Raw genomic sequence first — 14,434 nt, 5'->3', positions numbered from 1 at the left:
GAAAGTACCTAAACTCCCGCCTAATTTTTAGGAGGGAGTTTTATTGTCTGCAAATCGTAAAATAAAAGATTTGCATTTATGCAAAAAGTGGACACATTTTCTCATCTCTTTCATATAATTTACCAATACAAAAAAAGTTGGTCGAAGGAAAGAAGGGAGAACATGTCAGAACGAATATATAATAAACTTGTATTGTACGCGAATATTTTGCAAAAAATTGGTGTCATCAATGAGAAGGAAAAAAGTGAAATTCTTCATACGATAGGTAAAAAAGCCCTTTGAATAAAGGGCTTTATATTTTTTATCTTTAAAAATATAAATTTAATGTAATATTCTCATTGACAATGATAATGATATTCATTATCATTTATTTGTAGGTAATTGATAAGGGTTATCAATTATAAAAATTGTATATGATAGGGGATATTATTTTGAAAAAAAATTATATGAAGGCGCTAGTAGTAGCGACAACATTAGCAATTCCATTTGCTACGTATTCTACTCCAGCATTAGCGGCATTAAAAGTTGAAGCAAATCAATCGGTAGCAGCAGCGAGTGATCGCACGTATGATACTGAAATTAAAATATATAAGGACCAAAAAGACGAGCCATCTATGGTTTCTCAATATATAAAAGATCCTAAAGTAACGATTGCAGCTGGTAAAAAAATTGTCACTGTAACAATGCAAGATAGCGATTATTTTCAATATCTTAGAATAGAAGATAGAAACCAGCCTGGTGTATTTCATGATGTGAAGGTTTTGTCAGAAGATAAGAGGAAGAACGGAACGAAAGTAGTCCAATTTGAAATTGGCGAGTTTGAGAAGAAGCACAATATGCAAATGCATATACTTATTCCAGCTATTGGATATGATCACAAATATCAAGTTCAATTTGAAATTAAAGATCCAACTGTAGGTAACAAAGAAACAGAGAAACCAGATGATAACTCTAATTCAGGCAATACGGAAACGGATAATCCAGTTGATAATCAAAATATGATAACAGATAACAAATTAAGAGAACTTGTGAATAAAAAAGTATTTAATAGAAAAGATTTAAATACACCAATTACGAAAGAAGAGTTATTACAAGTAAAGGATTTATTTTTAAATACAAATGAGATACTTGATTATAGTGCATTAAAATATATGCCAAATTTAAAATCTTTAACAGTTGCGAATGCGAAGATAAAAGACCCGTCGTTCTTTGCGAACTTAAAGCAATTAAATCATTTAGCTTTGCGTGGTAATGAATTTGCAGATGTAACGCCACTTGTTAAGATGGATAATTTAGAATCTCTTGATTTAAGTAATAATAAAATTACAAACGTTGCACCACTAACTGAAATGAAAAATGTAAAAAGTTTATATCTATCAGGCAACCAAATAGAAGATGTAACAGCATTAGCGAAAATGGAACAACTAGATTACTTGAATTTAGCAAATAATAAAATTACGAACGTTGCTCCATTAAGCGCTTTGAAAAATGTAACATACTTAACTTTAGCAGGTAATCAAATTGAAGATATTAAAGCGTTATATTCATTACCTTTAACAGACTTAGTATTAACACGTAATAAAGTTAAAGATTTATCCGGCATTGAGCAAATGAAGCAATTAGAAGAATTGTGGATCGGGAAAAATGAAATAAAAGATGTTACTCCTCTAAGTAAGATGACACAGTTAAAACAATTACACTTACCTAACAATGAGTTAAAGGATATTACGCCATTATCAAGTCTAGTAAACTTACAAAAGCTTGATTTAGAAGCGAATTATATTTCAGACTTATCACCAGTGAGCAATTTGAAAAAATTAGTATTTCTAAGTTTTGTTGCAAATGAAATCCGTGATGTCCGACCAGTTATAGAACTAAGTAAGACGGCTTATATTAATGTCCAAAATCAAAAAGTATTTTTAGAGGAAACAGAAGTAAATAAAGAAGTAAAAGTACCTATATATGAAAAAGATGGTGAGGTTTCTACGAAAATCCGTCTGAAGAGCGATAACGGTACATATAGTAATGGTGTAGTGAAATGGAGTACACCAGGTGAGAAAGTATATGAATTTGGTGTGAAAGATCCATTCGCGGATACAGGAATCTTCTTTACAGGATCTGTTATTCAAAATGTAGTAGAAAGTAAAGACGGTAATACATCTAAAGAAGATGAGAAAACAGAAGTGGTAGAATTTAAAGATGTACCAAAAGGACATTGGTCAGAAGAAGCAATTAATTACTTAGCGAAAGAAAAGTTATTTATAGGCTATGGAAATGGTGAATTTGGATTTGGGGATAACATTACTCGTGGACAAGTAGCACTTCTAATACAAAGGTACTTAAAATTAGAAAATAATCTAAAACCCAAAACGACATTTACAGATACGAAAGGAAATATGTATGAAACGGCTATTGATGCAGTAGTTCAAGCTGGTATTATGACAGGGTATGGAAATGATACATTCCGTCCAGATGGAGTATTAACTCGATATGAAATGTCAGTAGTACTACAAAGAGTATTTCAGTTAAAAGAAAATGAAAATAGTGCAGAGAACTTTAAAGATATACCAAATGGCCATTGGGCGAAAGGATATGTGAAAGCTTTAGTAGATAATAAAATATCAAAAGGTGACGGGGAAGGAAACTTTTTAGGAGATAATTTCGTAACACGTGAACAATACGCACAGTTTTTATATAATGCAATAAAGAAATAAGGTGAAACTTTAATCAGTGGGGGTCTTACTGTCCGGCAAATAGCGGGATAAAAAATGAGGAAAATAAGCTATTCTTTAATTAAAGAATAGCTTATTTTTTTATGTGCAAAATGAAATGGGCAATAGATAGAAGTATAGACATATGAATAGCCTATTTTAAAGAAGAACCACGAAACTATATTGACAAAAAAGCGTTCTCATGTGATAATTCAATTAAATTTTTAGAATAATCAAAAAATATTCCTTTTACATAGAAAGGATTCGAACCTTATATGAATATTATGCCGGGGGTGACGAAATGTTATTTTTTCTGAAGAAATGGAATGAATTAAAAGATGTGAAATCTGAATTGGCACTTCGTGATTGGTTTTATGGTACCAAAATTAGTTTATCGCTATGTACGTCAAAAGAGCCGTTAACATTCTTAGTAAATATTGAGGGAAGAGATAAAGGGCTATTTTCGGAAGAAGATTTTATTGTCGTAAATTGCATGTGCGAGTCAGTATTTGAAAATGAAGAAAAACCAGCTGCAGAGTCATTTATGCATGCAGATATTTATAAAAAAAGTAGTGCAGGATGTATTTTACAAGTGCAGACTGTAGATAGTCATTTAATATCAGAGTTATATGGAGAAGAAGGAGAAGTAACGTTCGATAAACGCAGTGTGGAGCGTGTTTTCGGAAAAGAAGGTATAACAGAAATGACAATTCCAATTGTAGAAGATGAAAAAAAATTCGCTGATTTATTAGAAAGTAATGTTCCGAATTTCATTGAAGGTGGAGGAGTAGTTCTTGTTCATAATTATGGCATGATTGTGTGGGGGAAAACGCCAGAAGAATCGAAAAAATGGCTAGAGGGTATAGAATATTTAATGAACTATCATGTAAAGTTATTAATGATTAAGGGCGCAAGGAGCTCTGTTATATAAAAATGTATGTGATATGGATACAAGTTAATAAATAAATGAAAGCGTTTTAAAAATAATTTCACTCATAAAATATAGGTCTCCTTATTATATATAGATTACATGTTGACATGTAAGGAGGAACATATTTTGCGAGTTAAATATCATTTTCTGCCAAAGCAGCAAGTAACATTTTGCAAAATAAATGATTCTGGTGAAGAGGCACTGCAAATGATGAACGAAACGGGATTTCGAGCCATCCCGGTATTAGCAGAAGATGAGAAGAAATTCACGGGGATTATTTATAAAGTAGATTTATTAGAAAAAAAATGCAATAGCGGATTAGATCATGTAAGTGCAGGAGATATGCTTGACAATTCCGATGCATTTATTTTTGAAAAGGATTCCTTCTTCAGAGCCTTTTATGTAATTCGTCGGCTTCCGTTTTTAGCCGTGCTAAATGATTATAATGAATTTGTCGGTATGTTAACGCATTCGAATATATTTGATGTTATTGAAGATTCATTTGGTATGCGAACAGGTGGTTATATATTAACAATTGCAACACAAGATTGTAAGGGGACGATTAAAGAGCTTGGGACATTGTTAAAAGCATATAATATCGGTGGTTTGTTTACACTCGATAACGGTGATCAATATATCCGTCGGGTTATTGTAAATATATCAGATGAGTTAGATGAAACAAGATTAAAGCAATTAATCGGAAAAATAGAGAAAAAAGGATTCAGAGTGAGTCATGTAGATTATATTTAAGTTAAAAAGAAAAGTACCTATCTGTTATATACAGATAGGTACTTTTTTGTCCCGTTATTTGTGGGCGGTAAGATCCCCACCTCAAAATTCAGTGAAAGCAATGGGGGGCTTCCCGTAAAAGCCCGATTGGTGAGGGCTGGTTATATGTGAGTAATGAACTTTATTTTGAAACAGGAGGCGGGGATAATGCTAGATCAGATAAAAAAATAAAGTCTGCATGCTCACGAATTTTAGGGATAGAAGTTTCAATAACGCGTGATGTAATTTCACCTGGGGGGCCCACATGCCCGATAGCTACCATAATAGGCTTTTCTTGAATTTTTTTGATGAGTAATTGGGCTTGTTTTGAAATATGTCCTGCTGTATACACATCATCAAAAAATAGTTGGTTTTCAATAATAGGAACTCCTAATTCTTTTCCGATTTTTGGGACGACACTATTAGGATTCGTTTTACTATCTAAGTAAAATAAACCGTGTTTTTTACAAGCAGCAAGTATAAGGCGAACAATTCTTTCATCTGCTGTTACTTTTGACCCCATATGATTGTTCATTCCAATTGCATGCGGAACTTCTTGAATTGCTTGTTCAAGTCGGTTGTTTATTTCTTCATCGCTTAAATCGGTTGTAATGGCTTTTGGTCCAAGCCATTCTTTTTTACCTTTAATAGGTTCCATTGGCATATGTATAATAACTTCATGACCTTTTTTATGGGCAGCTATTGCATCTTCTTTTGTGGAAGGAAGAAAAGGCATAACAGCAACAGTTAGTGGAATTGGAAGTGACAACATTTGATTAGTCCCCTTCATATTATTGCCGAAATCATCAATGACAATAGCAACTTTATTCGTATGAGCAGTTGCTTGAATAGGAAATAAGAAGGACGGTAAAAACAAAACAATGATGAATAATGCAATCGTATATTTTCGCATATAAATATTTCCTTTCTCTTGTTATCCCGCTATTTGTGGGTAGTAAGACTCCCACCTCAACATTGGGCTGGATAGGTGGGAGATTCACTGTCAATAAACGCTCGATTGGTGAATGCTAATAATCAGTGGGGCTGAACAAAAAACACTGATGAAAGTTTCACTTTATCAATCATCATTATGTTTTGCTTTTTTATATAAATTAAACAAAAAATGTCGAAGAAAAGTAGGTGGAAAATTAAGAATCCCCGGTTTACGTAGAATTTGTAAAAAAAGAAGATAAAAAAAATGTCTATTATTGCGAATGTATTTACAAAGATAGAATAATTTGTAATAATTCTCAAAGTGAGGGTAAAGATTTGTAAATTACAGGGAGAAAATGTTAAATTTTCTGATTCTTCAAATTTGCATATGATTAAGTAGTTAAAAAAGTCAATGGAGAAGTGAACTTGAGAGCATGGAAGTATAATAAGGGGGATATGGATGTTTACTGTAAAAAGGAAGTACACATTAGAAAAGCTTTCACGTGATATTCATATGAAACGTGAAGAAATGATTCAACTAGGATTAACAAGTGGGCTAAATAGTAAGGAGACAATTCAAGTTAGTCAAGAATTGGACAAGCTTATTTTACAATATCAGTGTTATAAAGAAAAACAAACACCGAAATGGTTTTCAATTATAAAAATACCTATTTTCCAAATCGGGTATGAAGGAAAATCAAATAATTTTTGGCGAATGCTTGTCGCTGGTTTTATGAAATAAGTATAATTACCCTTATAGGATAAGGATAATTATACTATGTGTAACGGAATTTCGATATGAACTGTCGTTCCTTCGTTTTCTGTACTGTCAATAAAAATATGCCCATTATACATCTCTACAATTCGTTTACATATGACAAGTCCAAGACCTGTTCCAGTATCTTTATTAGTAAAGAACGGATGAAAGAGGTGTTTTTGAATATGTTGTGGAATCCCTTTCCCAGTATCTATAATCTGCAATTGTGCATGTGTTTCATTGTTTTTTACTACAATGGTTAGTGTATCATTAGAAGTCATAGCCTCAATTGCATTTTTTGTAATGTTTAAAACCACTTGTTTCATATGGTCTTTCGAACAACGGATATGAACAGGATGGTCTGGCAAATGTAAATGGAATACAATGTTATGTAAATTCGCCTCAGATTGAATAATTAATGCTACCTCATTTAGAATTGTTCTTACATCATATGTTTGTTCGATGATGGCGGTTGGCTTTCCGAGAATAAGAAATTCACTTACAATTTCATTGATTCGCTCTATTTCTTGTTCAATTACGGAAAAGTAGAACTGATCTTGTTCATCTTTATATTTCTCTTTTAATAGAGCGACGAGTCCTTTAATTCCAGTAAGAGGATTACGGATTTCGTGTGCTGTACTTGCTGCAAAAGTTCCAACTAATTCAATTTTCTGTAGTTCGTTTTGTTGTCTTTCAAGTTTTGTTTGACGTTTTAACAACATATATTGAGCAAGTAAAAATAAAATAGACATTAAAAATAAAGTAGCGATACACTCTATTGCAACCCACTGGTATAAGGTTTTCTGATGAATAGGTAATGGAGAAACAGAGACCTTCCAATTTAATCTTTGGAGTGGGGTAGTAAGCATATTAGAATGCGTATCACTTGTGTCGTTATTATCATCGGTTAGAAACACTACATCATGTTTATCAGTTACCTCAAAATGGTATTGTGGTTTAATGGCATTTAAAGAAGATGAAATGTAATCAAAGCGTAAACTAGCTAATAATAATCCTGAGAGCTCTTTCTGTTTATTGAATATGGGGGTAGCAATCATAATAGCTTTATGTCCAAGAACGCGATCAGTAATGACTGATGATACAGTGGTTTTTTTAGTTTGTAGCACGTCTTGAATATATTTACGGTCTGAAACATCTATAGGCTTTGATTCATCTTCAGATGCGATTGTAATGACCCCTTCTGGTGTAGCGTAATATAAACCAGAAAAGCGTGCATCGTTCCCATCTGTATCATGTACAATTTGTTTAATGCCGTTTATATTACCAGTCTCGGTGCCTACAACTTTTGCAAGCATGTCTAAAGCAGAAATTGCTTCACCAAGATGATGATCTAAATAATCTCTATATAAAAAGAGAACTGTATGAGCGGATAATTTGTTTTCCTGTTTCATTTTATATGTATGATACGAATAAAATGTAGCACCAATCCCTATTGTCGGTAGGATAACAAGCAATATATATATAATTATGCTTTGGAATTTGACTTTCAAATGTGGTACTCCTTCTTTTTTTATTATCATTATATATAAACTATGTTAAAATTGTCATGTTTTTATTCAAGAATGATTCTTAATATATTAGGGGAGAGGAAATGGATGAGTGAATGCTCATTCGGAATTCACATGAAGTATGAAGTGGCATTTTCTTTTTATTGGTGAGAATTTAAGTGAAGGGTTGAAAGTTGTATGACATCAAATAATGAACGAGAAGATATTTCTCAATCTTTAAAAGTATTTATTGCATTATCTCGTGTACATCGTTCTGTTATGGATACTACAAATAAATCTATACAAAGTAACGGGTTAAATCCAACTGAATTTGCTGTATTAGAACTGCTATATCATAAAGGCGGTCAACCACTCCAGCAAATTGGTGAGCGCATTTTAATAGCCAGTGGCAGCATTACATATGTTGTAGATAAGCTGGAGAAAAAGGGATTAGTAAAGAGAATCCCATGTCCGAATGACAGACGTGTTATTTACGCGCAATTAACTGAGTCTGGCGAGAACTTTATTGCTTCTATTTTTCCGGGGCATGAGAAAGTTATACATCAGTCTTTTGAAATGTTAACGAAAGATGAAAAAGATGAATTACTTGATCTATTAAAAAAAATTGGGAAGTATGAAAAATAATAATATGTTCCAAAGGAGCTTTGGATAAATAAATCCAGGGCTTTTTTATTTGCAATGAACTCAGAGTAGTCACTGCCGAATTTTGTTGAAAATTAAGAGGGAATTCGAGAATACGTATTGAATTATAATAAAGGTATGTAATGGAGAGGAGGCTCGTTCATGTCATTTAAAGACTATGAATATAAACGCCCAAATATTGAAGAGTTAAAAGAGAAATTTACTGTTGCTTTAGAGAAGTTTGATAACGCAAAAACTGTAGAAGAACAAAAACAAGTCATTCATTCAATTAATGAAATTCGCAACGATTTTGGGACAATGGGAAACCTTTGTTACATTCGCCATTCTGTTGATACGACGGATACTTTTTATAAGGAGGAGCAGGATTTCTTTGATGAATACTCTCCAGTTGTACAAGGATATGGTACAAAATATTATAAGGCACTTATTAATTCTCCATTTCGTGAAGAATTAGAGGCGTATTATGGAAAACAATTATTTGCTCTAGCAGAATGTGATTTAAAAACATATTCAGATGAAGTCGTGAAAGATTTACAATTAGAAAATAAATTATCGTCGCAATATACACAGTTATTAGCATCCGCAAAAATTGACTTTGCTGGAGAAGAAAGAACGTTATCGCAATTGATTCCGTTTATGCAAGGAAAAGAAAGAAGCGAACGTAAAGCAGCAAGTGAAGCATACTACGGATTTTTAGCTGGAAATGAGGAAGAACTAGATCGTATTTATGATGAGCTTGTTAAAGTGAGAACGAAAATCGCAAAATCTTTAGGTTTCAAAACCTTTGTTGAACTTGGATATGCAAGAATGTACCGTACAGATTATAATGCGGAGATGGTGGCTAATTACCGTCAGCAAGTGCTGGATTATATCGTTCCCGTTACAACGGAATTAAGAAAGCGACAACAAGCACGTATCGGTGTAGAGAAGTTAGCTTATTACGACGAAAACTTTGAGTTTGCTACAGGTAACCCAACTCCAAAAGGAGATGCGGATTGGATTGTTGATCATGGAAAGACGATGTATAAAGAGTTATCGGCTGAAACAGATGAATTTTTCAATTTCATGCTAGATAACGATTTATTAGATTTAGTTGCGAAAAAAGGAAAAGCTGGTGGCGGATATTGTACATATATTGAGAATTATAAAGCGCCGTTTATTTTCTCAAACTTCAATGGAACATCTGGTGACATTGATGTATTAACACATGAAGCAGGTCATGCTTTCCAAGTATATGAAAGTCGTAAATTTGAAATTCCAGAATATAATTGGCCAACATATGAGGCATGTGAAATCCACTCTATGAGTATGGAATTCTTTACATGGCCATGGATGAAGCTATTCTTTGAAGAAGATGCAGATAAATATTACTTCTCTCACTTAAGTTCAGCACTTCTGTTTTTACCTTATGGTGTATCTGTTGATGAATATCAACATTATGTATATGAAAATCCTGAAGCATCACCTGAAGAGCGTAAGACAGCATGGCGTAACATAGAGAAGAAATATTTACCGCATCGTGATTATGAGGATAATGATTATTTAGAGCGCGGTGGTTTTTGGCAACGTCAAGGGCATATTTATAGCTCACCTTTCTATTATATTGATTACACGCTTGCTCAAATTTGTGCGCTACAATTTTGGAAACGTGCAAGAGATAATAGACAAGAGGCATGGGAAGATTATGTGAATCTGTGCCAACAAGGTGGAAGTAAATCGTTCTTAGAATTAGTAGAAGTTGCAAATTTAACATCACCATTTGCTGAAGGCTGTGTGAAAAGTGTTATTACAGAAATTGAAGCATGGTTACATGCGATTGACGACACAAAATTGTAAAAAACATGCGCTTTTTTTCACATGTTTAACATCGACATAATGGGAAAATGATGAGATAATAAAAGAAAATTCAGAATACTAAAGAGGTGTTTCTAATAAGGAGCACCTCTTTTCACCAACAAAAAGGGGGGAAAGAAGTATGCTTCAATCTAATATGGATGTGAGTTTAGAAAGTTTAGTAAGCTCATTACAGTCTACTCGAAGCACGCTATTATCAGAAATTGAAATGTTAAATGATACAGAAGTGAATGTAAAGCCACGCCGTGATAAATGGAGTATTATTCAAATTTTACACCACTTGCATTTAGTTGAACAATCTGTCACGTCTGCCCTTGTATATGCTTTACAAAAAAATGAAAGAAACATGACTCCATTTAAAGACCTCCAACTTACGCTTGATCGCACACATAAACGAGAAGCTCCTCAGCAAATGCAACCAACAGAAACTTTAATGAAAAAACAGCAAGGAATTCAATTACTAGAACATTCACGACAAGAACTATTACATGCGCTTCATAGTGTTATAGATGAAAAAGATCTATTTGAAAATGGATTAAAGCATCCTGTTTTTAATGATCTGAATTTGTATCAATGGGTTCAATTTCTTGATTTGCATGAACAAAGACATCTTACGCAATTAAAAGAGGCGAAACATGCAATTTTGCAGCGCTAAAGTGGAAGAAGTGGGAAACCACTTCTTTTTTTGATACGTGCATAGTTTTCTTTCTTATTTTGGAATACTACATGGAGAAAGAAAAGAAGGAGTTGAAAAAATATGTCTAAGAAGAAGCGAGAAGAAGAGCGCGCCTGGAAAGCGCGTAAAGAAAATCAACAACCGCACGGAAAAGTGAAAGCTTTTGCTGAATTAGTTGAAGGAACAGAAAAAACGTGATGATTATTTCATCACGTTTTTTGTATGAGTGGAAAAGTTAATAAAAAGGTTGTACCGATTCCTTTTTCACTTATAATATCAATTTTTCCATTCATAGCTTGAACAACACTGAATACGACCATCATTCCAAGTCCAGTGCCTTTTTCTTTCGTTGAATAGAAAGGCGAGCCAAGACGTTTTACTTGTTCTGAATCCATACCGACTCCTGTATCTTTTATGTATAACTGAATATGCTTATGATCAGGAACTAATGTGAAATAAAGATCACCGCCTTTTGGCATAGCCTCAATGCAATTTTTAAAAATATTTAATAAACATTGATTTAGTTTTTGCTTTTCTCCAGCGATAAAAAAAGAAGTGCTTTGCTTTATATAATGAGTACGTACATTTGTTAAATTAGCAAGCGGTGTAATTAACGACAATGCATGTAGTAATTCTTCTTCTAACTGTAATGTTTGTTCTTTTTCAATGCTTGGTTTAGCAAAGGTTAAATAATCTGTAAGAACATGATTTGCTTGTTCAATGCCGTTAATGGCAATGTCGATATATAATTTTCGTTCCTGCTCAGTGCATGTATCTGATTGTAACAGTTGTAAAAACCCTTTTGTTGAAGTTAATGGATTGCGAATTTCATGAGAGATAGACGCTGCCATTTCACCAATTAAATGAAATTTTTCAGCATTTATAAGTTCGTTTTGGAGACGAACTTGAGTTTGTAATATGTGTAGTAAATATAAAATTAGAATCGTACCAAGCATTGAACATAACTCATACACAATAATATGCGGTATATAATCAGTCTTATTTGTAACCTTTGAAAGGAAGAAGGGTATCCAACTAAATCCGTATGTGAGACTGTAGATAATAGCAAGTGTTATTTTTATACGATTAGAAGTTCGATTGAAAAATTTATATGTTAATAGTAGAACAATAAATAGAAGAACAGAACCGATAAGAGACGGGAAAACACCGATCCCACCTAATAATAAGCGATATATGTTTAATACAACTAAGATAGAACCACCAGCAATAGGCCCTCCCGTTAATGTACCGACAATTAATACAATATGGCGCATATCAAATTGAAAACCATTATTTGTTTTTGCTGCAAATGTAATACAGAGTACGGTAGCGAGGCAACAGAGTACAATGAATATAGCTGAATTTAATTTAGGAGAGCGTTTCCCTTTTTGATTCCAAAATAAATGATATACGAGCATTGTAATCAGGATGAATAATATATTTAAAAAGAGATAAATAATAAAGGATTTCAGTGGGATGCCTCCTCTCTTCTTATATTAAATTAATCATACTATAAAATGAAAGAAATGAAATGATAAATAGCGGAAAAATCAGAAATTTTTACGCTAGTATACAATATGTTACAATAAGGCTGTGTCAATGAAAGAAGAAATTCCGTGCACCGCGCGGGAGAGGTTCGCGAACTCCCTCTATAAAAAACTATGGAAACAACAATATCTTTAGGTATTGTTTTGTTTTTTTATTGTGACAGTTCAAGAACGTTCTTTCTTCTTATTTATAGTAGAGAAGGAGAATGAGTGAAATGAAAAAAGAAAAAGCAGTTGTTGTTTTTAGTGGAGGACAAGATAGTACGACATGTTTATTTTGGGCAATAGAGCAGTTTGCAGAGGTAGAAGCTGTAACATTTAATTACAATCAACGTCATAAGCTAGAAATTGATTGTGCAGCGGAAATTGCAAAAGAGCTAGGAATAAAGCATACGGTACTAGATATGAGTCTATTAAATCAACTTGCTCCAAATGCGTTAACGAGAACGGATATGGAGATTACACATGAAGAAGGTGAATTGCCATCGACATTTGTAGATGGACGAAATTTACTCTTCCTATCATTTGCTGCTGTATTAGCAAAACAAGTTGGAGCACGTCATATTGTAACAGGTGTATGTGAAACTGATTTCAGTGGTTATCCAGACTGCCGTGACGTGTTTGTGAAATCGTTAAACGTTACTTTAAATTTATCTATGGATTACCCGTTTGTCATTCACACGCCACTTATGTGGATTGATAAAGCTGAAACATGGAAATTATCAGATGAACTTGGAGCATTTGAGTTTGTTCGGGAAAAAACATTAACATGTTATAACGGAATCATTGGTGATGGTTGCGGTGAATGTCCAGCATGTCAACTTCGTAAAGCAGGATTAGATACGTACCTACAGGAACGCGAAGGAGCGAACAACTAATGGATAACTTTTTTGGATTTCGCATCGTAGAGAATTTGCAAAAAATGGACAAGGATATTCAGCGTAAACAACTCAAATACCATAATAAAAGAGTAATGGTCAGCAAGGAATTTACATTTGATGCAGCACACCATTTACACTGTTATGAAGGGAAATGTAAAAACTTACATGGTCACACATATAAAGTTGTATTTGGAATTAGTGGATATGTAAATGAAATAGGTCTTGCAATTGACTTTGGAGATATAAAAGAAATTTGGAAGAATGAAATCGAAATTTATTTAGATCATCGTTATTTAAACGAAACGTTACCTGCAATGAATACGACTGCTGAAAATATGGTCGTTTGGATTTATGAAAAGATGGCAGAAGCACTAACAAAAGAGAATCGAGTGAACGAATATAAAGGAGCTCGCGTTGAATTTGTTCGTCTATTTGAGACGCCGACTAGTTATGCGGAAGTAAGACGGGAGTGGATGCTCGATGAGTAAAATCCCTGTCTTAGAAATATTCGGTCCGACTATTCAAGGTGAAGGAATGGTTGTAGGGCAAAAGACAATGTTTATCCGTACAGCTGGTTGTGATTATAGCTGTGCTTGGTGTGATTCTGCTTTTACGTGGGATGGATCAGCTAAAGATCAAATTAGACAGATGACACCAGAAGATATTTGGGATGAGCTTGTTGCAATTGGAGGAGAAAAATTTTCTCATGTTACGATTTCAGGCGGAAATCCGGCATTACTGAAAAATATTGAGTTTCTTCTTTCAATATTAAAAGAAAATGGAATGCGAACGGCAATTGAAACGCAAGGGAGTAAATGGCAAGATTGGTTACTTCAAATTGATGAGGTAACAATTTCTCCAAAACCACCAAGTTCGACGATGAAAACAGATTTTCAGAAGTTAGATGCTATTATTCAGAAACTAGCAGGAAAAGATATTAGTTTAAAAGTAGTAGTATTCGATGATCATGATTTTGAATATGCAGTTAAGATGCACGAACGTTATCCAGGTGTACCATTTTTCCTGCAAGTAGGAAACGATGATACAAAAACAGTGGATGATGCGATGCTTATTAAAAAATTATTAGATAAGTATGAGTGGCTGATTGATAAAGCTGTAAATTGTAAAGAGATGAATGATGCAAAAGTATTGCCTCAGCTTCATGCGTTAGTATGGGGAAATAAACGCGGCGTATAACGAGAAGG

The 14,434-nt window shown here is 33.5% G+C and carries 14 protein-coding genes and 1 riboswitch; of the genes, 11 read left to right on the top strand and 3 right to left on the bottom strand.

Translation table 11 applies throughout. The features are described 5' to 3' along the window. The first annotated feature begins 413 nt into the window (after positions 1-413). The 3 genes from DN400_RS16155 (at position 414) to cbpA (ending at position 4,392) form a co-directional block, all read left to right on the top strand. Positions 414-2,714 (top strand): NEAT domain-containing leucine-rich repeat protein, encoded by a 2,301-nt coding sequence (locus DN400_RS16155; protein WP_097997110.1) that lies wholly within the window; start codon positions 414-416, stop codon positions 2,712-2,714. A gap of 298 nt (positions 2,715-3,012) precedes the next feature. Continuing rightward, a complete protein-coding gene (locus tag DN400_RS16150; RefSeq protein ID WP_000895987.1) occupies positions 3,013-3,642 on the top strand; it encodes a class II aldolase/adducin family protein in 630 nt (209 codons plus the stop codon). A gap of 126 nt (positions 3,643-3,768) precedes the next feature. Continuing rightward, a complete protein-coding gene (cbpA, locus tag DN400_RS16145; protein WP_001264204.1) occupies positions 3,769-4,392 on the top strand; it encodes a cyclic di-AMP binding protein CbpA in 624 nt (207 codons plus the stop codon). A 160-nt stretch (positions 4,393-4,552) separates the two neighbouring features. On the opposite strand, the gene DN400_RS16140 is transcribed toward cbpA, so the two are convergent. Then, a complete protein-coding gene (locus DN400_RS16140; RefSeq protein ID WP_001234112.1) occupies positions 4,553-5,323 on the bottom strand; it encodes a divergent polysaccharide deacetylase family protein in 771 nt (256 codons plus the stop codon). A gap of 480 nt (positions 5,324-5,803) precedes the next feature. On the opposite strand from DN400_RS16140, the gene DN400_RS16135 reads away from it, so the two are divergent. Then, positions 5,804-6,085: an aspartyl-phosphate phosphatase Spo0E family protein gene (locus tag DN400_RS16135; RefSeq protein WP_000495527.1), complete on the top strand. Its 282-nt coding sequence runs from the start codon at positions 5,804-5,806 to the stop codon at positions 6,083-6,085. Positions 6,086-6,114: 29 nt separating this feature from the next. Here DN400_RS16135 and DN400_RS16130 read toward each other — a convergent pair whose 3' ends face one another. Continuing rightward, positions 6,115-7,611, bottom strand: coding sequence for a DUF3149 domain-containing protein (locus DN400_RS16130; protein ID WP_025118332.1), 1,497 nt, complete (start codon positions 7,609-7,611; stop codon positions 6,115-6,117). A 195-nt stretch (positions 7,612-7,806) separates the two neighbouring features. Between DN400_RS16130 and DN400_RS16125 the strand changes: the two genes are divergently transcribed. From DN400_RS16125 to DN400_RS29890, 4 genes are all read left to right on the top strand, one after another. Beyond that, positions 7,807-8,253 carry a MarR family winged helix-turn-helix transcriptional regulator gene (locus DN400_RS16125; RefSeq protein WP_000203336.1) on the top strand — a complete coding sequence of 149 codons (447 nt, stop codon included), beginning with the start codon at positions 7,807-7,809 and terminating at the stop codon, positions 8,251-8,253. Positions 8,254-8,412: 159 nt separating this feature from the next. Further along, the gene (locus tag DN400_RS16120; protein ID WP_000008582.1) at positions 8,413-10,107 is read left to right on the top strand and encodes a M3 family oligoendopeptidase; all 1,695 of its coding nucleotides are present in this window, start codon (positions 8,413-8,415) and stop codon (positions 10,105-10,107) included. Between the two features lie 139 nt (positions 10,108-10,246). Next, the gene (locus DN400_RS16115) at positions 10,247-10,780 is read left to right on the top strand and encodes a DinB family protein (RefSeq protein WP_000941977.1); all 534 of its coding nucleotides are present in this window, start codon (positions 10,247-10,249) and stop codon (positions 10,778-10,780) included. A gap of 102 nt (positions 10,781-10,882) precedes the next feature. Then, on the top strand, positions 10,883-10,999 hold the full coding sequence (locus DN400_RS29890; RefSeq protein ID WP_000038355.1) for a DUF6254 family protein: 117 nt from the start codon (positions 10,883-10,885) through the stop codon (positions 10,997-10,999). Between the two features lie 11 nt (positions 11,000-11,010). On the opposite strand, the gene kinB is transcribed toward DN400_RS29890, so the two are convergent. Further along, entirely contained in the window at positions 11,011-12,219 is a 1,209-nt protein-coding gene (gene kinB / locus DN400_RS16110) for a sporulation sensor histidine kinase KinB (protein ID WP_071714546.1), read from the bottom strand. A gap of 207 nt (positions 12,220-12,426) precedes the next feature. Beyond that, a riboswitch (PreQ1 riboswitch) is annotated at positions 12,427-12,470 on the top strand. A 93-nt stretch (positions 12,471-12,563) separates the two neighbouring features. Here kinB and queC point away from each other — a divergent pair. The 3 genes from queC to queE are packed head-to-tail and all read left to right on the top strand — an operon-like array spanning position 12,564 to position 14,426. Continuing rightward, entirely contained in the window at positions 12,564-13,226 is a 663-nt protein-coding gene (queC, locus tag DN400_RS16105; protein ID WP_000711595.1) for a 7-cyano-7-deazaguanine synthase QueC, read from the top strand. Continuing rightward, a complete protein-coding gene (gene queD / locus DN400_RS16100) occupies positions 13,226-13,717 on the top strand; it encodes a 6-carboxytetrahydropterin synthase QueD (protein WP_000368414.1) in 492 nt (163 codons plus the stop codon). Before queC ends, queD begins: the two co-directional genes overlap by 1 nt. Further along, the gene (gene queE, locus DN400_RS16095; RefSeq protein ID WP_000036292.1) at positions 13,710-14,426 is read left to right on the top strand and encodes a 7-carboxy-7-deazaguanine synthase QueE; all 717 of its coding nucleotides are present in this window, start codon (positions 13,710-13,712) and stop codon (positions 14,424-14,426) included. Before queD ends, queE begins: the two co-directional genes overlap by 8 nt. Positions 14,427-14,434 lie beyond the last annotated feature (8 nt).

This window comes from Bacillus sp. AR8-1, from assembly GCF_008042345.1.
GTDB classification, from domain to species: domain Bacteria; phylum Bacillota; class Bacilli; order Bacillales; family Bacillaceae_G; genus Bacillus_A; species Bacillus_A cereus.
This window is presented reverse-complemented; position numbering and strand designations above follow the sequence as displayed.